An 18063-nucleotide genomic window follows, 5' to 3' on the forward strand; every position below is an offset into this window, starting at 1 on the left:
GGGCCTTGCGGATCTGCGGGTTGGGAAGGCCGAGGGCCTTGGAGATGAGGGCGGGGGTGGATGCCTTGCCGAGGTCCTGGAGGTATTCGACGATGCGTCGGGTGGTGCCAGACAGGGACGGTCCAGCGGGGGCGACTACCGGCGCCGGGGCCTTCTCCATCGAGGTTCGAGCAGCAGGAGCGGCGGTCGGCTGCTCGGTGAACCGGCCCGGGTCGTATACGTATCGCTTGCCGGCGTTGCGCAGTTCCAGCATCAAGGCGTGCTCGGCGACCACGTGTCGAAGGATCGGCAGGCCGTCGAGAGCGGCCTGCTCGATGCCGGTGGTCTCGCCTTCGTGGGCCAGGGCGTAGGGGTCTTCGACGTAGGGTGCGCGCCACATGGCGGTGCGGTTGTCGGGTCCGGCGAGGTAGCCGAGGCCGCCGGTGGAGGTTCCGTCGGCGAACTCGCGGGGGATGGCGCCGGGGTCGACGCCGGCCAGTGCGGATCCAGCGGCGCGCTTGCCGGTCGCGGCAGACCCGGAGCGCAGGACGAGGTTGTTGCCGCCCTGGAGGATGTCGCGGATCAGGGTCTTGCCGCCCAGTTCCTCGGCGTTCGGCCCCTGGTTGCACACGCGGAGTTTGAGGCCGACCTTGCGGACCTCCTTGGACATGTCCCCCAGCAGCTTGACGGCCTCCTCTCCGTGGTCGGGGTCGTTGAGCAGGTCGTGGGCCTCCTCGATGGTGAGGACGACGAACGGGTCGGGGTCGCCGGGGACGAAGAAGGCGCGGCCGATGCGCTCGCGGCCCTTGTCGTCGGTCCAGCGCATGCGGCTGTATCGGTCGGCGCGGTTCTTCATCCACGCGGCGACGGCGCGCAGCGTGACGATGCCCAGGTCGTTGCCGGGTGCGAACACGGCGACGCCGTCGGGCCAGTCCGGGAGGGACAGGCCGGCCTGCGGGTCGATGACGATGGAGCACACCAGCGGGCAGCGGCGCTCCATGCCCAGTAGGGCATCGACGGTGCGGGACTTGCCGGATCCGGAGGTGCCGGTGATGAAGTCGTGGACGGCGCCGGACCCTGGGAGCCAGAACCGGTAGTTGGCGAGTTCCCCGTCGTAGTACACGCCGATGGGTGCCAGGCCCGTCTCGAGGTCGATGACGTTGTTGTCACCGAACAGGGTGCCCTTCTTCAGCGGGTTCTCGGCGAAGACGGAGACGCGGCCCCGTCGAGGTCCGAGCGGTTCGAGGGTGATGAGATCCAGGTCGTCGATATCCAGGGCTGAGGCGGTCTCCTTCAGCCGCATCTCGAAGGTGCGTCCCCGCGGGACGACGATCTCTCCTGACCAGCCGCCCTTGGGGTTGGCGACTGGCGATGTCAGCTTCGACTTGGGGTAGGGGCCTTCGGAGACGGCGGCGTACTGCTCCCAGTCGAGCATCTGCTGGGTGAGCGTCGGCGCCTTCACCGTGGGGCGGCGCCCCCAGCGGCGCCACACCCACGTGGCGTAGGCCGCGGACCAGACCAGGGCGAAGCCCCACCCAGGGTTCTCGCCCCATTCGGGGCCGCCAGTGGCGGCCAGGGTGGTGAGCAGCGCCCCGCCGGTGAGCGGCATCGACAGGCCCACACGCTGGTCGGTGAGGTTGGGCAGGGTGCGGGCGGGCCGCCACTGGCCGCGCCATTTCACGAGGCCGGGCAGCCAGCCCCAGGCGCCGGCCGCGGCGGTGCCGGCCGCTCCGAGGGTGAGGGCGGTGCGCCATCCGTCGGGGGCGGCGGAGAGGAGGTCGCCGGCCGGGCCCATGCTGAAGGTGGCGGAGGCGACCGCCAGGCGGCCCTTGTTGTTCGTGGCCCACTGCTGGAGCGTGCTGCTCTTGGGCTGCTTGCCGGTGTTCTGTTGGGCGGTGACGAATGCGGCGAGGGCTTCGGGGTTGAGGTCGAAGGCCGGGGCCGGGGGGGTCTTCTTGCGCACGGGTGGTCCTCTCGGGTCTGTCGGTGGGTGGTGAGTCGGTCCCGGTGTTCCCCACCGCCCCCTAGCCGCGGGGGCCGGGGGCGTCTGGGCAGCACCGGGGCTGCTACTCGGCGTTGTAGAAGGTGTTGTTGGCCATGGGGGCGTCGGCGTCGTCGACTGCCTGCTGGATGCGGTCGTGGCCGCGGCGTGCGGTGCGGGCCGCTACCTCGGCCTGCTGGACGGCGGTGTCGGTGGCGGCCTTGTAGGCCACCGCGGAGGCCGTGGAGCCGGTGAGGGTGTCGGCGAGGACCGCGATGTTGCCGATGGTGGCGGTGTCGACGTTCAGCACCTGCAACTCGGCCATGACGTTGTGCATGCGCTCGCTGATCTCACCGGACCAGGCGGCGAGGTTGTCGACGTCTTCCTGGCGGGACTCGACTTCCAGGCGGATGACGCCCAGGGCCTGGAGGAGGGAGGTGTGGCTGTCGACCTCGGGGATGGCGGTGATGGGCATCGTCGGGTTCCTTAGCGGTTGTAGTGGCCAGACTTGGCGGCCTTCTCGATGGGCGCGGACTGGATGGCCTCGGCGATACCGCCGTGTGTCTTCTTCGCTGCCTCGGCGACCGCCTGCGCGATGTCGGCGGCGTCCTTGGCGGTGCCGCTGTACTGGGCGGCGGCTTTGGACTGGTTGGCGATCGACTCGCGCAGCTCGGCGAGGTCGGCGAGTGTGGCTGCGTCGACGTCCTCGGCGGCGAGGCTGGCCTCGATCTCGTCGAGCCGGTTGGACAGGGCCAGGTCGTCGCCTGCGATGGCGGCGGCTTCTTCGGCGCGCATCTCGGCCATGGCGCGGACCAGGGCGAGTGCGTTGAGGAGTCCGTCGAGGGTGCGGATTTCGGGGATGAGGGTGTGCGGCGAGGACGCCATGTCGACTCCGGTCGTGTCGAGGTTGGGGACCACGGTCAGGTGCGGTCGTTCGGTGGGCTGGGCGGTGCGGGCTTCGGCGGCGCGGGCCCGCTCCTCGGCGGCGGCCTCACGCTCTTTGGCCTCGCGGGCTTCTTTCTGCGCGGCGAGGACTTTGCTGGTGGCCGCGTCCTGCTCGGCGGCGCGGGCCCGGTCCTCGGCGTTCTTGGCGCGCTTCTCCGCAGCCTCGATGCGTTCGGCGTCGGCGGGCCGGGGCTCCGGGGCCACAACGGTCGGCTTCGTCTCATCCGGGGCGGGCGTCGCCTTCTCACCGTCCGGGACGGTCTTCGGGTCCTCGGTCTTCGGAGGCTCGGCCGGTGGCGGCGGGTACGCCGGGGGCGGCCCGGCCTTCGCTACCGCTTCCGCCGCCTTCCTCTCCGTCTCGGTCTTGGTCCGCTCCGCCTTGCGCTTTTCGGCGCGCTCCGCCATCTGCTTGCGTCGCTCGGCGCGGATCTCGGGCCACCGGGCGCGGTAGCCCTCGCCGATGGCCTTCCACATCGTGGAGCTGGTCTCGGTGAGGACCGCGAGCGGCACGGCGGCCTTGCCGCCGATGGCGGCGCTGCGGGGAGCGGAGGAGCTGAAGGTGCCGCCCGGCTCGGTGGGGCCGGGCGACTTCTTCACCGAAGGGCCGTCTTTCGGGCCGGAGGCGGCGACCTTGGCGACGGTCTTCTGGGCCTCGCGGGTGTCGTGGCGCCGGTCGGCGGTCCCCGCAGCCGACTCCACACCGCGGGCTCCGGCGTACATGACGGCGATGAGTACGAGCAGTTCCAGCACAGCGATTCCCCCTCTCAGGCCAGACCGAAAGCGGAGCCGACGAGCTGGCCGATGGTGGTGACGGCCCAGCCGAGAACCGACTGGATGCCGTCTCCGATCGGGCCGGGGATGGTGGCGGCCAGAACGGGCAGGACGGCGCCGAGGATGCGAGTGCGGTGCTCGACCTTCCGCGTGATCAGGTCGTTGACGAACACCGGGACCGCGACGAGGGCGGGCAGGGAGGTGACGACGAGCCCGGTCCAGTCGCCGACGAGGCTGGTGGACCAGTCGTTGAGGCTGTTGATGGTGTCGTTCCACCAGGCGCCGGCCGGGGTGGCGACGAGGCTGGCGGAGGCGGTCGTGATGAGGAGGGCCTGGGTTCGGTCGGTGTGGAGTTTGTTGGTGGCCTTCTTCAGGCCGGGCAGGCGTTCGGAGACGTAGAGGACGGCGGCGCCGGTGGCGCAGGCACCTCCGGATGCGACACTTACGGCTGTTTCGATCATGGTTTTGGGTCCTTCCGGGACGGTGGTGGCTACTTGACGATCGGTTACGTAGAGTCGTATCCTCGCGCGCGCACGCGCGCGGGGGCGCGCGGCCGTACGGGTCGGGCGAGGAGTGACGTGTCACGGCCCTTGTCACAGGGCCCGTCACAGTTCGGCAGTTACTCGGTGTGCGCCTCGCGGATGCGGTCCAGGGCCTGGACTGCTGCTTCGTAGGCCCGGTCCCGGGCCGTGTTCGGCAGCCTGTCGAGGGCGGCGCGGAGGCGGTCGAAGGTGACTGCGGCGAGCATGTCCGGGCCTTCCTGGCGGGCGGATTCGAGGCGCTGGCCCCAGCGCTCGGCGCGGCGGGCCAACTTCTCCGCGCGGCGCCGGCGCAGGGTCTTCTCACGCTGCGGGGGGCTGGTCCAGGGGGCGGTCTGCGCGGTCACGGTTCTCGGGTCTCCTGGTCTCGGTCTCAGGCGGTCTTCTGCTGGGCGTCGGCCCAGAGCTTCTGGGCGGTGGCCAGGCGGTCGTAGGCGGTGGTCTGTGTCAGGCCGAAGCTCTGCTCGACCCACTTCAGGGAGACCGACTTCGGGTCGCCCGTCTTCGCGATCTCGGCGAGGACGGTGTCGATTTCGGTTTGCCGCTTCGACCGGCGGCCGGTGAGGTTGTCCGCACCCGAAACCGAAGCCGAAACGGTGGCCCGGGGGGCGGCGGACGCGGCCGAAACCGAAGCGGGCTTCGGGTCACTTCCCGAAGTCGTTCCCGAAGTCGAAGCGACGGCGGCGTTTCGGGTCTGGATGCTCTCCCGAAGCTGCTTCGCCTCTTCGAGGGCCTTCTCCTGCGCGAGCTTCGCCTCACGCTTCCGGTCCTCTTCGGCGCGCTGCTGCGCCTCGAGACGGTCCTGCTCCTTCTTCCTCCGGTCGCGCTCGGCCTGCTGCACCAACTCCTCGTTGGCGGCCTGCCGCTGCTTGCGAGCCAGGTCAGCGAGGCGCGCGTCGGCTTCGGCGCTGCGCACACGGTCGGCGTCGGCGTCGGCCTTCCGCTTCGCTTCGAGTCGAAGCCGGGCTTCGGTTTCGGCTTCGGACAGCTGGAGACGGTGCTGTGCTTCGGCCGCTTCGGACTTCCGATCCGCTTCGGCTTCGGCCGCCCGAATCCGAAGTCGCGCTTCAGCTTCGGCTGCTTCGGCTCGGGCCACTTCGGCTCGCCGCTTCGCTTCGGCTTCGACTTCGGCAAGCTCGGCCCGGTGACGCGCTTCGGCTTCGGCTGCTTCGGCTTCGGCGATTTCGGCCCGGCGCTTCGCTTCGGCTTCGGCCTTCCGAAGCTCCTCCTGGTGCTTCGCTTCGGCTTCGGCTTCGGCCGCCGCGCGGGCCGCGGCCTGGCGCCGGTTCTCCTCCTCGGCGAGCTTGCGGGCTTCGGCCTTCGGCTTGTCGATGGCGTCGGCAACGCTCATGCCACGGCGGGCGAGCTTGAGGACGAGGAGCTTGTCGGCGGGGGTGCTGTTCCACCAGGTGCGGCCGTGGTCCTTGCGGAGCTGGGCGATGTAGATGCTGATCTGCTGCTGGTGGGCGAGGGCGGTCTGGTAGGAGCGGATGCCCCAGACGCGCATGCGCCGGTAGAGGCGGAAGGTGGAGACGGGGGCGAGGACCCAGCGGGAGAGGGGCGGCATCTCGTAGTGCTTGTCGGCGGTGATGTCGGCGATGCGTCCGACGGCGTGGCGGGCGGCTTCGACGGCGATGACGAAGAGGAGGGGGGTGACGGCGTGCATGCCGACGCCGACGGGGTCGGGCCAGGCGGAGGAGGCGTTGAAGCCGATGGTGGCGGCGGTGAGGAGCCAGGCTCCGTAGCGGAGGACGGGGAAGGGGATGCGGAGCCAGGTGAGGAGGAGGTCGAGGGCGAGGAAGACGCCGATGCCGATGTCGACGCCGAGGGTGATGGCTCCGGCGAGGTCGCCGAAGCCTTTGGCGCGGCCGAGGTCGGTGACGGTGTGGTAGGAGCCTGCGAAGCCGATTCCGGCGATGGCGGTGGCGCCGAGGGCGATGCCTGCGATGAGGGTTTTCTGGGTGGGGGTGAGGGGCTGGGTGGTGGTCCCGGCCGCGGGTGTGGTCGGCCGGTCCCCTTCGGGGGTGTTGGTCGGCTCCGGGGCCGGGGTGGGGGTCACGGGGATCGGGTCCTTCCGGGTCAGTGGTTCTGTTGGTCGACGAGGTTCATGGCGGTGGCGATGGCTTGGCCGAGGGCGGTGACGTCCTGGTCGGTGCCGGTGAGGGCGATCTGCTCGAGGTGCTGCTGGGCGGTGTCTGTGTCGCCGTTACGGATAGCGGCGCTGTGCTGGTCGGCGTGGTGTTGGGAGCGGGGGCTGAGGTGGGCCACGGGGCGCTCAGGCGGCGATGTGGTGGGTGTCGGGGAGGTCCTGCGGGTCGGGGGGCGGGACGGGTGCGCCGGGGATGGCGGCGGCCGGGTTGGTGGCGGCGAAGATCTGGCTGGTGTCGAAGTCGGCGCTGTCCCAGGTGGTGAGGTCGGTGGCGGTGGCTCCGGCGTGCTGCGGGGTCATGGCGGGCTCCTCGGGGTGCGGTGCGGGCGGGATGGGGTCGGGCTCAGGCGGTGGGGCCGTGCTTGCTGTGGTCGGTGGCCAGGGTGCGGAGCCGGTTCAGCTCGGCCTGGCTGGTGTCGCGGGCGCGGATGCTCACGTCGCAGCCCTTGGCCGGGCAGGTGTAGTAGGTGGTGCGGAGGCCCTGGCTGATCTGGTGGGCGAGGTAGAGGCCGCTGGCGAGGATGGCCATGACGGCGGTGACGAGGGCCGGGGTGGGGACGTGGTGGTCGGCGAGTTGGTGGCCGATGCCGGAGGCGACGGCGCCGCTGGTGATGACGGTGGCGGCCTCGGCGAGGGTGGACTTCTTCACGGGCGGGCTCCTCGGGGTGCGGTGCGGGCGGGATGCGGGTTGGCGGGGCGGGTGTTCAGGCGGTGGCGGCGGCGATGATGTCGCTGTGGTCGAAGGCCAGCTCGGGGAGCGCGTTGAGGGGCCACCAGCGGGCGTCGGCGGCGTCGTCTCCGGCGTCGATCGGGGTGCCGGTGGGGACGACGATGAGGTAGGGGTCGGTGCTGTAGCGGCCGCGGGGGTCGCGGTCGGGGTCGTCGAAAGTGACCAGCTGTCGCAGGTGGGCGGGGTTCACGTGCACGCCAGCCTCCTCGGCCAGCTCGCGGGCGGCGGCGTCGCGGCTGGTCTCGCCGGGGTCGACGTGGCCGCCGGGCAGCGCCCACTTTCCCTTGTGCGGGTCCCAGCCGCGCTGGATCAGCAGGACGTGGCCGCTGGGGCGGCGGAGGATGAGGTTGAGGAGGCGGCGGAGGGGCCGGTCCTGGGTGATGACGACGACGTCGGCGGTGTAGCGGATGGTCTCGGCGGTCTCGTCCTCGGTGGAGTCCTCGATCTCGCCCTCGGCGGAGTCCTGGCCGTATCCGACGCGTCGGTCGACTGCCCGGATCAGCTCGCCGGGGCTGACCCCGGCGTCGAGAGCGGCGCGGACGGCGGCGATGGTGGCCTGGTCGTCCAGTTCGGCGTCGGTGGAGAAGACCGAGTCGACGGCGTTGTCCTTGATCTGGTCGCGGGTGCTCTGGTCCATGGGGCGGGTCTCCTCTGCGGTGCGGGTGGTGGTGGTCTGGTCGGTCTCGGCGCCCACCAGCAGGGGGAGGGCTGGTGGGCCTCGACACCGGCCGGGGCCGGGGGTGGGGCCCGCCGTGTCGGCTCCGGCGGGCCCCGGGAGGGGTGGTCAGGTGGTCTGGGCGGCGATGCGGGTGGCGGCGTTGATGTCGGCGTTCGTGATGCCGTACCGCTTCGCGTCGGCGACGACCTTGTTGGCGGTGTCGGCCGCGGTGCCGGTCTCGTTGCTGTCCGGCCCGGTGCCGATGACGGTCTGGTGCAGGGTGTCGACGGCGGCGACGGCGGCGGAGAGTGCCTTGGCCCGCTCGGTGATGAAGCTCATGACGGTGGGCCCTTCCGGTCTGGGCGGGGTGGTCAGGTGGTGGACGGGCCGTCTTCGGTCCGGTGGTGGCAGAACCCGCAGGCGCGGGCGGAGGGGCTGTTGTCCGCGCCGCAGAACCAGCAGGCCAAGGTGGCGTCGTCGCTGTCGTCGTCGCCCTGGATGACGAGGCCGGTTTCGGAGACGAGGGCGGACAGCTGGTGGTGGTCGGTGAGGTGGGCGTAGGCGGAGGTGAGTTTCTGAAGCCGGGTCTGCTGTGTGTCGGTCAGCTCGCGGAGCGCGGGGTTCGTGGTGGAGTCGCCGAGGCGGGCAACGATCCGGGCGATCAGGTCGACGACGTTCGGTTCGGCGCCGGCGAGGCTCAGGAGCTGGGTCTGCGTGCCGTCGACGTCATGCCGCGTCAGGGCGATTTCGCGGAGCCCGGCAAGCACTTTGCCGAGGCTGGGGCCGCCACCGGCCAACTCGGCGAACATCTCCTCCAGGTCCTCGTCGAGCGGCGGGACTGCGGTGGCGACGGGGTCGACGGGCGGGGCGAGGTGGCCGGGACGGTGCGTGATCACTGCGCGCTCCTCTTGGCCGCGGCCGCCTTACGGGCCTCGCGGGCCCAGATCACGGCGAACAAGGCCATCAACGCCGAGTCGAGGGCGATCTGCACCCAGTCGGACCGGTACACGGCGACGGTCAGGCGGATTGCCGCGGCGACGGCCAGGACCTCCACGAAGGACCGGGCGGTGAGCTTGTCGAGGGTCGAATAGAAGACGACGCCGGCGATGACGATGAGGAGGGCTACGGCGTTGATGAGGTCGGCCATCACGCGCCCCCGTCCTGCTCGCCAAGGTCGGTGACGTCCAGCTCCTGCAACTGGGCGAGGGCGACGGGGTTCAGCTCCGGGATGTCGGCCTCGGCCATCAGCCCGCCCACGGCGGTCATCTCGTCCGTCTCGTCGCCGCGCTCGGCCCGGGCGTAGGCGTTCACCGACGCCAGCGCGTCCGTCACGGCTTCCATGTCCCGGGCGGACAGGAGAACGTCGCCCATGAACTGGCCGTCCCCGAGGCGGATCGTGATGCGGGCATCGACCTCGCCGTCATCGGGGCTGAGGCTGGCGAGCTGGGTGTAGAGGGCGAGCGCGCGAAGCTCCTGCGGAGTCATCGTCCAACACCCCCCGGCAGGGCCTTCAGCGCGCGGACGGGGGCGGTGTCGGCGGTACGGGAGTGCTCGGCGGCCGGGCGCACCTTGGTGACGGTGGCGCTCGCCGCGTCGAGGAGTGTGACCGCCATGTCCTCGGTGACCGGCAGCGCGTGGGCCTGGCCGGTCGCCCGGTCGCGGAGGATCACGTCGAATCGGGCGGGGCCGGTGGTGGGCTTGTCCAGCAGGGTGATCAGGCGGATGAACGCCTCGGTCACCGAAGCGTGGACCTGCCCGGCCGGGGCGGTGTCGGCCTTGGCGGCGGGGCGGACCCGGCGCAGGAACTCGTCCGGCTGGGTGAGGGCCGTCACAGCACTCACGGTGCGAGTGCGGCGGCTACCGAGGGTGGTTTGTGTGGGATCCTGAGTCATACGGATCACGCCTCCTGGTCAAGCAGGTGTGGCTGGTCTGTCGAGGTCCCTGGTCATTCGGTGTCGCAAGCACCACTGATCGGGGACCTCTTTGCGTCCGGGGACGCGTTCACTGTGACCATTAGGACACAGACCTGATTGACGTGTCAAGGAGGTTCGTGGAGAATAGTCTTGGGTTGACACCGTGACGACAGAAGAGAAAGAGGTGAGCTACAAGGTGACCCACAAAATGACCCAAGCCGAGATCATCGAGGCCCTAACGGGTGCGATCGACCGAGGCGATCACAAGTACAACGACCGCCTCCCGTCCACGCGGGAGCTGGCGGAGAAGTACGGGAGCAGTCAGCAGACCGTTGCTGCCGCACTCAACGTGATGGCAGGCATGGGCATGGTCCAGGTACAACCCGGCGCTCGAGCGAAGGTCATCGCGGGTCCGCCCAGGCAGATCAAGCTGGGCACCTACCTGTCAGCCAACCGTGAGGTGGCCACCGGAAAGACCGCCTGGACAAGGGACAACGGAGAGGGCGCCAAGGAAGGGCCGACCCAGGTCAGCCAGACGCTCACCACGGAGGCCGACGCCGACACCGGCATCCCTGTCGGCACGGAGGTCGTCGAGCGGACCAGGACTCGGTACGGCTCGGACGGCGCGCCTAGCCAGCACAAGCGGACCATCGTCACCTTCGAGGCGGCCCGGCTGACCCCCGAGGGATGGACTGGGATCCCGCCGATGATGAGTCCGGGAGACACACCCCCGCCGCCGGGCATGAGCCTCGCCAACTGGCTCGGGATGGACGTCGAGCGGGTCGTCTACAAAATGGGTGCGGCGACGGCCGCCGGGAGCGCCGCTGTGGCCCTGGCCCTGCCGGAGGGTACGCCGTGCCTCCGCATCGTTTCTCAGGGTCTGAACGCAGAGGGGAAGGTGGCCTACTCGACTGTGACCACCGCGCCCCTGCGTAGCACGATCTCGATGGAGATCAAGGAGGAAGACGTGGAGTGATGAAGGCGGCCGACCGGTGATCAGACCGGCCGACCGCCGTTCACTGGCGATTCGCAGGTCGCCAGCACACGAGCCAACCCCTTGCAAGGAAGGTCGCGCGATCGATGCTACGCGCTTTCACGAGACTCGTTAAAAACCTCGGTGAGGTGGTCCGTTCATGACCACCTGGAACCCGGACGATCTGCCCTCACACGTCAGTTTCGAGGGCATGGCGGTACTTCTCCGCCGCTACGACCTCGACCCGAATGCCACCGGCAGTTCCGTCCGGTACGTCTCGCGCACGCGCAAGGACTGGCCGGTCGGCGAAGAGGGCGAGGGCAAGCCGTACACGTATACCCAGGCCAGCAACGCCCGCATGATGCCGCCCGTGCCCGTCCTGGAGCTGTACCAGGAGAGCGGCCCGCCAGGAGGTCGCGGCCCTGACAAGCAGCCCCGGAAGCCGCGAGGGGGCGCACGGTGAGTCGCTTACGGGCTCAGACCCAGGCTCGTGGTAGCCCGGGAACGCAGAACGGCCGGCGGGGTGGCTGCCCCAATCCGGCCGTCCAAGCACAACAGCGAGTCCGACCTCGCTGCGAAACAGACCCACCTCTGAAAGCTGGTCTGCTCATGACTGTACCCGGGTCGCTGATGAAGCTCATCAGCACCTCGAGCTTCTGCCCTGTGATCATTCGCACGGCGGAGGTGGCTCGGTGAGCCTGCTGCCGATCCTGTGGGCGATGAAGAGCGCCCCTGTCGTGGACGCCGAGGAGCGCGGAATCCTCATCGCCCTGGCCGAGAGCGCGTGGAGCGACGGCACCGACGCCTTCCCCTCCAAGAAGACGATCGCCGAGATCGCCGTGATCGACCCCAAGACCGTTCAGCGTCGGCTGAAGACACTGGTGGCCCGGAAGCTGATCGCGGAGGGGAACCAGGACGCGGCGGCGTACATCCCGGCGTACTTCAGGCCCAAGGTCTACGACCTGCTCATCCCCTACTCGTGGTACCCGGACATCGACCAGGTGAACGCCGAGCGGAAGGGGCGCAGCAAGCCGCCGTTGACGCGGGAAGACCGGCCGGACATGGCTCCTGCGCCCCCGAAGAAGCACCGGGCCGACAAGGGAAAGCCGCGGAAGAAGAAGGCTGCCGAACCCGAAGGGGGGGACTACAAGTCCCCCCGTGGCAACTCTCCACAAAGTGGACAGGAGGGGGGGACTGCAAGTCCCGGGGGTGGGGACTACAAGTCCCAGACCTGGGGACTGGAAGACCCCCAACCCTCCCCTTCTAACCCGCCCCATGACCCGCCCCGTCCTTCCGTCCCAGCGAGCGGGCAGCAGAACGTGGAGATGGATGGAGGGACGGACGGCAGCGGCAGCCAGATGGACCAGAAGACGGGCAAGGCTGAGCAGGTGGCCGTGTCGCCGGGCGTTGAGCTGCTGCTGGCGATCGGCGCCGAACAGCCGGAGTTCCTGCTCTCGGGGAAGACACTCCAGGATCAGGGGCTTCTGGTGACGGGCATGCTGGACGCGGGCTGGACGAGGGAGCAGCTGAGGCACATCGTTGCCGGGCGTCCGCTTCCCGAGAAGATCCACACCACCGTTGGGGGCCTCATCTCCAAGCGGCTGCGTGACGCTGTGGCGGGGCCTCCCCCGGGATCCGTCCGTCGGCTTCCCGAACAGCCGCAGGCGCCGAGCTGGCAGCAGCGGAGCGACGACAGGCCGACGCCGACTCCGGCTAGCTGGGAGGCGCAGCAGAGCGTGCACGCTCTGGATCACCGGCCCGGTGAGTGCAACGGGCTGGACGGGACGTGCGGGCGTCCGACCGAGGCTGGCTACGACGAGTGCGCTGGCTGCATGGGCTGGGAGTTCTGCGGCGAGTGCCAAGCGCGGAAGGCGCCACCGGGCCAGATCTGTGACGCGTGCACGGCGGAGCAGGCGGCGTACGCCGGGACCTGACCTGTTCCGGCCCCTGGGCGGTCTCGAGACTGCCCAGGGGCTGTCAATGCCCACCGTTACCGTTCTGTCCCGAGGGGGGACCGGCCCCCTGCTGCGCCCTCATCCGTCGTCGGGGTGGGGGCGTTGCGGTGCACGCTCCGCGATTTCTAGTTGCGTACGTACCTAAAACTCGGTAGCGTGGGGAACCCCGGAAACGCCGATGCTAGCGGCGCCCCGGGGCCCTACGAGCCGTCAACACAAGGTTTCCGGCAGGCACCAAGGAACCACGCACCCGCCCGCCTTCGCCTGTCAGGAAACCATCATGACCAGTAACGACCCCAGCAATGGCCGGATCAACCCCGACCTGTGGCGCCGGATCGTGGTCGCCGCACTCGCGTTCATCATCGCGAGACTGACCGACGGCGGCGACGGCCTGGACCCGTCCATGGTCCTCCCGTTCGCGCAGTACCTGTTACCGCCCGGCTCCGGCCGTGGAACGGATCGTCCGGCCGTCTGACCTCGCACCTCACCCGACTGAAGGAGAAGCATGACCGCCGAGACCGAAACCATCCGCTTCACCGCCGACGTGGTAGCCGTAACGGACGACCAGCGCGTCCTGCTCATCGAGAGGGGTTGGCCGCCGTACGAGGGGATGTGGGCCCTGCCCGGCGGCCACGTAGATGAGGATGAGGAGCGAGAACCCGAGAGGGCGGCAGCGCGCGAACTCGCCGAGGAGACCGGCGTCCGCGTGGACCCGAGCGACCTGATTCTCCTTGGACGGTGGGACGCCCCCGGTCGCGACCCGCGAGGCAGGTATGTGACCTACGCCTACCTCGCCCGAGTGCCCGCCGACACCGTCTCCATCGCCGGAGACGACGCTCGGGCCACGCGCTGGGTGCCGCTCGGGGCGCCCGGTGACCTCGCGTTCGACCACAACCAGATCGTGGCCGCTGCCTGGCGTCAGTCCATCACCCGCTGACCGCTTGAGCCCGCGCCCCCGCCAGCTCGGTGGGGGCGCAGCGCTGTGGTCAGGTGAGTGCGGTCCGGCCAGCGTCGGTCACCGTCACCAGGTCCGGGCGTTCCCCGTTCGCCGGATGCACCACCTCGACCAGGCCGCCCTGCCACAGGTTCAGCGACGCCCGGTACAGGCCCATCTGCGTCTCGGCCCACGCCTCCCGCTTCGGGTCGTCCTCCGGGGCGCTCGCGGGGAACGTGGGCGGATACAGGTCGTGGAAGAAGGTCGACATGGCGACGGGCTCGGGGGCGGCGGCCACCAGCTCGAGGAGACGGCGTTCGTCGGTGCTCAGCGTCATGCCGGACAGCGTAGGGCGATACAGCCATCGGCCGGTCTCGAGCAGCCGGGCGGCCGCCGGTGGGGGATTCTTCGCGCCGAGGCCGAAAACCTGCCCTTGCCGCGTTCCCCCACGATCCGGACCCTCAGATGCACCGACAGCGAGGGGGACACCATGGCCGAACAGGCAACACCCACACCCCGGCGCGTCACCCTGTGGCGGGGCCGATGCCTCCTGTGGTGGGCCACCGTCCTCCAGCGCACCGTCGCCGGCGGCACCCGCCGGAAGGCGCACGTGGCGCGGCGGAACCGGGCGATGCGCGCGGCGCACCAGCACGGTGTGGACCGGGACCGGATCGCGGCCGCCGTCGGCCTCAGCCAGGAGCAGGTGCGGAAGGCGCTGCGGGGCGAGCCGACCACCGGCTGACCGCCCGCGGGCGGCGCCGTCCCTCGTCTCGGTGAACGGCCTCGGTTTCGGCCCCGCCCGGCCCGGTGTCGGGGGTACGGTCCGGGTGCGGGTTGAGGTCCCCGCATCCTCTGCTGTGCCCCCGCCATCCCGTCGGCGGGGGCCCAGGCGCGTCCAGGCCAGCCCGCGGCGCCCGCTCGGCCATCATGGGGGACTCGTTCACCGTCCCCGCCCCGAGGAGCCCCCAGCATGGACTTGAACCGCACCCCGGCCGCCATCGCGCACCAGCTCGCCGAAGAGACCCGCGCGCTGAACCACCGCACGTTGGACCCGACCGTGTTCGAGCAGCCCGGGGACGTGAGCGAGGTGGTGTGCGCGCTGCGCACGGTGCTGGAGCGGCTGCCGCAGGCCCTGAACCAGACCTCGGCCGGGCTGCGCCGGCTCGCCGAGACAGACGGGATCCGTATGGACGACGGCACCGACCCGGCGGTGGCGGTCGCGGCGGCGTTGGTGGCGTTGCGGGAGGCGACGGGCGCGTTGTGGTCGGCGCAGGAGGTGCTGGGTGGGGCTGCGGCGCCGTTGTCGCACATGGGCGGACACTTCAGCGACGCGGACGACACCGAGGGCGATGGGGGTGAGGCGGAGGCGTAGCGGGGTGGCCGGCTGAGCCGACCGCGGTGATGGGCCCCCGTCCCGGGGTGATCCGGGGCGGGGGCTTCGCTGTACCCGGGCGCGGCCGGTCAGCGCTTCTTCGTCTGCTTCTTCTGCGGCTTGTTCAGCTTCCCGCGGTGGTCCTGGCAGCGCGAGTAGCCGATCATCGCTGGCTGCGTGCAGCGCTTGTTCTTGGTGGTCTTCGCGCCGCACTTGACCTGGTAGCCCATCCGTTCACCCCCCTCCCCCGGGCCCGGTTGGTGGGGGCATGGTCTCGGGCCGGAGGCTGGCGTGGGGGCTGCTGGCGGCCGGGTGGCTGGGATGGGGCGGGGGTTCGGCGGGTTTGGTGTGGCTTTGGGGTGAGCTTCCCCGTGGAATTTTAGTTGCGTACGTACCTAAAATTAGGTTAGGGTGGAACCACCGCACACCGCACACCCGGGGGAGCCCCACCATGACCGCGACCTACCGCATCAAGGGCACCACCACCGACACCACCACCTGCAACTGCTGCGGCCGCACCAACCTCCGACGCACCGTCATCCTCATCCCCCTCGACGCCGACGGCAACGAACACGGCGAAGTCGGCTACTACGGCACCGGATGCGCCGCCACCCTCCTCACCTGGACCTCCAACCAGATCAGCAACGCCGCCAAGCACGCCGACACGCAAGCCGAAATCGACCGGCACTACGCCCTCGAACGGGCCCGCCGGATCCTCACCGTCTTCGAGCCGGTCGAGCACGCACCGATCCGCCAGCGCGCCGCCGCATACCGCGACAGCGGACTCCACGTAGACGGCCCGTTCACCACGGTCACCCAGGAGATCGAGCAGATGCTCGCCGAAGCCCGCACTCTCCTGGCCCCCGCCTGACCTCGCCCGAGCCAGTCGCCCCCGTACCGCTCACCGAGCCGGGGCAACACATCGCGCCTACCGGTGCAGCCTGAAAGCCCACCGACCAGCCCGTCGCCCCACGAGCACCGATCAACGCGCCGAAGGAGCACCCCGTGGACACCATGACCCGCCAGCTCAAGGCCCTCGTCGACAACACCCCCAAGCACGCGCCCATCCCCACCCCGCCGGTCCCCGTCGCCGGTCAGCGCGTCATGGTCACGCAGACCCAGGCACCCCTCGACGAGGTTTGGGACGGCGAGACCACTGCGGCCACCGAACCGTACGAGGCGCTCCTCGCCCGCATCGACCAGACCAACCCCCGCACCCCGTATTGCGTGTGGGCCGACGGCGAGGAGGAGTGGGTGCACGAGGTGCGTGTCACCGGCGAGCCGTGGCTGCGGTACGAGGCCGACCACGCGAAGGCCGTGGCGCACAACCACTTCCAGGACGCCGAGACCCTGCGCCGCGAGCGCACCCGAACGTCCGAGGTGATCCGTTCCCTGAACCACTTCGCACAGGTCGGCGACATGCCGACCGCCGTCCGCGTCGAACTCCAGAAGCTCCTCGCCCAGGCGTAATCCGCCGGTTCCTCGACCACCCACACTCTCCTGAAGGAGCACGCCATGACCATGGCCGACCCGCCCCGCATCGGGGACTACGTCGAGATCGTCCAGGCCACCCACGCCGCCACCGGCGTCCGCGGGCGGCTTACCCGCATCGACCACGCGGACCCGGTGGGCCGGTACCTCCTCCATGGCGACGGCGGACTCTTCGCCTGGGCCACCATCATCCGCGCCGTCGCCCCCACGCCCAAGACCGCGCCCGAGCCCGCTCCCAGGCAGGGAACGGCGCGGGCAGCCCGCCGCCGCAGGCACCGACCGGCTGGCTGATCTCCCCCCCTTCTGCCCGGGTCGCGCAACGGGAGACGCAGCCGCCTTAAAAGCGGACCAAGTGCGGGTTCGAATCCCGCTCCGGGCACCACCAGCAGGAGCGGACCACCGGCAGGAGAACGACATGAACGCCCCTACCCACGCCTCCCAGCCCGTAGCGGCCGGCTACACCATGCATGACATCGACCGGCTCGCGAAGACCGCGGCCGGACTCGCCCCCGCTTATGGGCTCGACGGACTCACCCGCTACCAGATCGCATGGTCCGCGATCGCCGAACACCTCGTCACCATCGACCAGCCACCGACCCGCCGCGAGTTGGTCGGTGTCGGCTGGCAGGCCATCAACGAGGAACTCACGGCCTGCATGCACGCCCGCGGCTACCGCGACGACCACGCCCACAACGGGCCCGCATCCTCTCCCCGCTACGCGACCTACTGGCACCAGACGGGAGAGGAATCGGCGCTGGACCGCCTCGTCGACCACCTCGCCGCGGTACAGATCGGAGACCGGTTCACCCTGCTGGAAGGCCGGGTGGTGGAGGCCCTTGCTCGCTACGAGGACCACGCCCGTGCCGCTGCCGCACTCGGCATGTCCTACGGGTCTTTCTCCTGCCGACTCGCTGAAGCCCGCCGCCGGTTCCGCACACACTGGTACGCGCCTGACACCCCGCCCCCGGTGCTCCGGCACGACAAGCGCCGCGGCAACACGCCGCCCCGCACGCACTGCGACGACGGGCACGAGATGGCCGGCGACAACGTGTACTTGCGGCGGCGGAAGGGCCGGGCCCCGGAGAGGATCTGCCGGGCGTGCGAGCGTGTGAGGTCTGTGGCCCGGCAGCAGCAGAAGGCGGCCGCGTGATGGCCGGCCTGATGACCGACATGCAGCAGATGCTGCTACAGACGGCGCTGCTGATGGCGGTGCCCACGGAAATGGACAAGCTCCGCCCACTCACGCCGCAACAGCGATGCGAGATCGCCAAGCAATCCGCAGGCATCGTCGCCCAGCACAGCGACGACTTGCAGGCTGGCGGGGACCACTGCGCGCAGGCTTTCACCGCCCTGGCCCGCGGCCTCGCCGCCGCCGCGCTCACTGCACCCGGCGGCATCGACTACCAGGGCCAGCATTGGTGCACCGTCCCCGGCTGCCGAGCCCGTCGGCGTTTCGACCACGCGGACGACGAGCCGGTTGTCGCCACCGGACTCGAGCCCATCACCACCGCACGGCAGGTCGCCGACGTGATGCGCGACCTGGCCGACTACCTCCCCGAAGAAGAAGCAGCATGACCGGGTCGACAAACCGGTGACCAGCTGGGCTGAGCCGCGGGTTGGTGGGGCCCTCGTTCCGGGTTCCCGGGGCGGGGGCCTTTGCTGTGCCCACCCTT

Annotated in this window: 29 protein-coding genes and 1 tRNA gene; 13 read left to right on the forward strand and 17 right to left on the reverse strand. The window is 70.4% G+C overall.

Going from position 1 to position 18063, the window contains the following annotated elements:
- The 15 genes from ACH4TL_RS42605 to ACH4TL_RS42675 all read right to left on the reverse strand — a co-directional run.
- The coding region (locus ACH4TL_RS42605; RefSeq protein WP_398425463.1) for a hypothetical protein at positions 1–1942 on the reverse strand (1942 nt) is incomplete at its 3' end.
- Between the two features lie 103 nt (positions 1943–2045).
- Positions 2046–2435 carry a hypothetical protein gene (locus ACH4TL_RS42610; RefSeq protein ID WP_398329862.1) on the reverse strand — a complete coding sequence of 130 codons (390 nt, stop codon included), beginning with the start codon at positions 2433–2435 and terminating at the stop codon, positions 2046–2048.
- 11 nt (positions 2436–2446) lie between these two features.
- A complete protein-coding gene (locus ACH4TL_RS42615) occupies positions 2447–3655 on the reverse strand; it encodes a hypothetical protein (protein WP_398329859.1) in 1209 nt (402 codons plus the stop codon).
- 14 nt (positions 3656–3669) lie between these two features.
- Positions 3670–4137 carry a hypothetical protein gene (locus ACH4TL_RS42620; protein ID WP_398329856.1) on the reverse strand — a complete coding sequence of 156 codons (468 nt, stop codon included), beginning with the start codon at positions 4135–4137 and terminating at the stop codon, positions 3670–3672.
- Positions 4138–4295: 158 nt separating this feature from the next.
- Positions 4296–4562: a hypothetical protein gene (locus tag ACH4TL_RS42625; protein WP_398329853.1), complete on the reverse strand. Its 267-nt coding sequence runs from the start codon at positions 4560–4562 to the stop codon at positions 4296–4298.
- A 26-nt stretch (positions 4563–4588) separates the two neighbouring features.
- The gene (locus ACH4TL_RS42630) at positions 4589–6274 is read right to left on the reverse strand and encodes a DUF2637 domain-containing protein (RefSeq protein WP_398329850.1); all 1686 of its coding nucleotides are present in this window, start codon (positions 6272–6274) and stop codon (positions 4589–4591) included.
- Positions 6275–6294: 20 nt separating this feature from the next.
- Entirely contained in the window at positions 6295–6483 is a 189-nt protein-coding gene (locus tag ACH4TL_RS42635) for a hypothetical protein (protein WP_398329847.1), read from the reverse strand.
- A gap of 7 nt (positions 6484–6490) precedes the next feature.
- A complete protein-coding gene (locus tag ACH4TL_RS42640; RefSeq protein WP_398329844.1) occupies positions 6491–6664 on the reverse strand; it encodes a hypothetical protein in 174 nt (57 codons plus the stop codon).
- Positions 6665–6707: 43 nt separating this feature from the next.
- Positions 6708–7013, reverse strand: coding sequence for a hypothetical protein (locus tag ACH4TL_RS42645; protein WP_398329842.1), 306 nt, complete (start codon positions 7011–7013; stop codon positions 6708–6710).
- A gap of 55 nt (positions 7014–7068) precedes the next feature.
- On the reverse strand, positions 7069–7539 hold the full coding sequence (locus tag ACH4TL_RS42650) for an NUDIX domain-containing protein (RefSeq protein ID WP_398330175.1): 471 nt from the start codon (positions 7537–7539) through the stop codon (positions 7069–7071).
- Between the two features lie 339 nt (positions 7540–7878).
- Positions 7879–8091 (reverse strand): hypothetical protein, encoded by a 213-nt coding sequence (locus ACH4TL_RS42655; RefSeq protein ID WP_398329839.1) that lies wholly within the window; start codon positions 8089–8091, stop codon positions 7879–7881.
- A 32-nt stretch (positions 8092–8123) separates the two neighbouring features.
- The gene (locus ACH4TL_RS42660; protein WP_398329836.1) at positions 8124–8648 is read right to left on the reverse strand and encodes a hypothetical protein; all 525 of its coding nucleotides are present in this window, start codon (positions 8646–8648) and stop codon (positions 8124–8126) included.
- Positions 8645–8899 (reverse strand): hypothetical protein, encoded by a 255-nt coding sequence (locus ACH4TL_RS42665; RefSeq protein ID WP_398329833.1) that lies wholly within the window; start codon positions 8897–8899, stop codon positions 8645–8647. Before ACH4TL_RS42665 ends, ACH4TL_RS42660 begins: the two co-directional genes overlap by 4 nt.
- On the reverse strand, positions 8899–9237 hold the full coding sequence (locus ACH4TL_RS42670; RefSeq protein ID WP_398329830.1) for a hypothetical protein: 339 nt from the start codon (positions 9235–9237) through the stop codon (positions 8899–8901). Before ACH4TL_RS42670 ends, ACH4TL_RS42665 begins: the two co-directional genes overlap by 1 nt.
- Entirely contained in the window at positions 9234–9593 is a 360-nt protein-coding gene (locus tag ACH4TL_RS42675) for a hypothetical protein (protein WP_398329827.1), read from the reverse strand. Before ACH4TL_RS42675 ends, ACH4TL_RS42670 begins: the two co-directional genes overlap by 4 nt.
- 235 nt (positions 9594–9828) lie before the next feature.
- Here ACH4TL_RS42675 and ACH4TL_RS42680 point away from each other — a divergent pair, with 235 nt between their 5' ends.
- The 5 genes from ACH4TL_RS42680 (at position 9829) to ACH4TL_RS42700 (ending at position 13530) form a co-directional block, all read left to right on the forward strand.
- Positions 9829–10641, forward strand: coding sequence for a GntR family transcriptional regulator (locus ACH4TL_RS42680; RefSeq protein WP_398329824.1), 813 nt, complete (start codon positions 9829–9831; stop codon positions 10639–10641).
- A 157-nt stretch (positions 10642–10798) separates the two neighbouring features.
- Complete coding sequence (locus ACH4TL_RS42685; RefSeq protein ID WP_398329821.1) at positions 10799–11101, forward strand: hypothetical protein; 303 nt, start codon at positions 10799–10801, stop codon at positions 11099–11101.
- A 229-nt stretch (positions 11102–11330) separates the two neighbouring features.
- The gene (locus tag ACH4TL_RS42690; protein ID WP_398329819.1) at positions 11331–12572 is read left to right on the forward strand and encodes a helix-turn-helix domain-containing protein; all 1242 of its coding nucleotides are present in this window, start codon (positions 11331–11333) and stop codon (positions 12570–12572) included.
- A 301-nt stretch (positions 12573–12873) separates the two neighbouring features.
- Positions 12874–13068, forward strand: coding sequence for a hypothetical protein (locus ACH4TL_RS42695; protein ID WP_398329816.1), 195 nt, complete (start codon positions 12874–12876; stop codon positions 13066–13068).
- A gap of 30 nt (positions 13069–13098) precedes the next feature.
- Positions 13099–13530 (forward strand): NUDIX domain-containing protein, encoded by a 432-nt coding sequence (locus ACH4TL_RS42700; RefSeq protein ID WP_398329813.1) that lies wholly within the window; start codon positions 13099–13101, stop codon positions 13528–13530.
- Positions 13531–13579: 49 nt separating this feature from the next.
- Here the strand turns inward: ACH4TL_RS42700 and ACH4TL_RS42705 are convergent, their stop codons facing one another.
- On the reverse strand, positions 13580–13864 hold the full coding sequence (locus ACH4TL_RS42705; protein ID WP_398329810.1) for a hypothetical protein: 285 nt from the start codon (positions 13862–13864) through the stop codon (positions 13580–13582).
- A gap of 153 nt (positions 13865–14017) precedes the next feature.
- Here ACH4TL_RS42705 and ACH4TL_RS42710 point away from each other — a divergent pair, with 153 nt between their 5' ends.
- Entirely contained in the window at positions 14018–14269 is a 252-nt protein-coding gene (locus tag ACH4TL_RS42710) for a hypothetical protein (RefSeq protein ID WP_398329807.1), read from the forward strand.
- A 228-nt stretch (positions 14270–14497) separates the two neighbouring features.
- A complete protein-coding gene (locus tag ACH4TL_RS42715; RefSeq protein WP_398329804.1) occupies positions 14498–14899 on the forward strand; it encodes a hypothetical protein in 402 nt (133 codons plus the stop codon).
- Between the two features lie 89 nt (positions 14900–14988).
- Here the strand turns inward: ACH4TL_RS42715 and ACH4TL_RS42720 are convergent, their stop codons facing one another.
- Positions 14989–15129, reverse strand: coding sequence for a hypothetical protein (locus ACH4TL_RS42720; protein ID WP_398329801.1), 141 nt, complete (start codon positions 15127–15129; stop codon positions 14989–14991).
- Positions 15130–15350: 221 nt separating this feature from the next.
- Here ACH4TL_RS42720 and ACH4TL_RS42725 point away from each other — a divergent pair, with 221 nt between their 5' ends.
- From ACH4TL_RS42725 to ACH4TL_RS42750, 6 genes are all read left to right on the forward strand, one after another.
- Complete coding sequence (locus ACH4TL_RS42725; protein ID WP_398329798.1) at positions 15351–15770, forward strand: hypothetical protein; 420 nt, start codon at positions 15351–15353, stop codon at positions 15768–15770.
- A gap of 134 nt (positions 15771–15904) precedes the next feature.
- Positions 15905–16369, forward strand: coding sequence for a hypothetical protein (locus ACH4TL_RS42730; protein ID WP_398329795.1), 465 nt, complete (start codon positions 15905–15907; stop codon positions 16367–16369).
- Positions 16370–16414: 45 nt separating this feature from the next.
- Positions 16415–16681, forward strand: a complete 267-nt coding sequence (locus ACH4TL_RS42735; RefSeq protein WP_398329792.1) for a hypothetical protein — start codon at positions 16415–16417, stop codon at positions 16679–16681.
- Between the two features lie 14 nt (positions 16682–16695).
- Positions 16696–16772: transfer RNA gene (locus ACH4TL_RS42740), tRNA-Leu, on the forward strand.
- 33 nt (positions 16773–16805) lie between these two features.
- Positions 16806–17540: a hypothetical protein gene (locus tag ACH4TL_RS42745; protein WP_398329789.1), complete on the forward strand. Its 735-nt coding sequence runs from the start codon at positions 16806–16808 to the stop codon at positions 17538–17540.
- Positions 17540–17965, forward strand: coding sequence for a hypothetical protein (locus ACH4TL_RS42750; protein ID WP_398329786.1), 426 nt, complete (start codon positions 17540–17542; stop codon positions 17963–17965). Before ACH4TL_RS42745 ends, ACH4TL_RS42750 begins: the two co-directional genes overlap by 1 nt.
- The last annotated feature ends 98 nt before the right edge of the window (positions 17966–18063 follow it).

Origin of the sequence: Streptomyces sp. NPDC021115, assembly GCF_044333065.1 — a bacterium.
GTDB lineage: Bacteria > Actinomycetota > Actinomycetes > Streptomycetales > Streptomycetaceae > Streptomyces.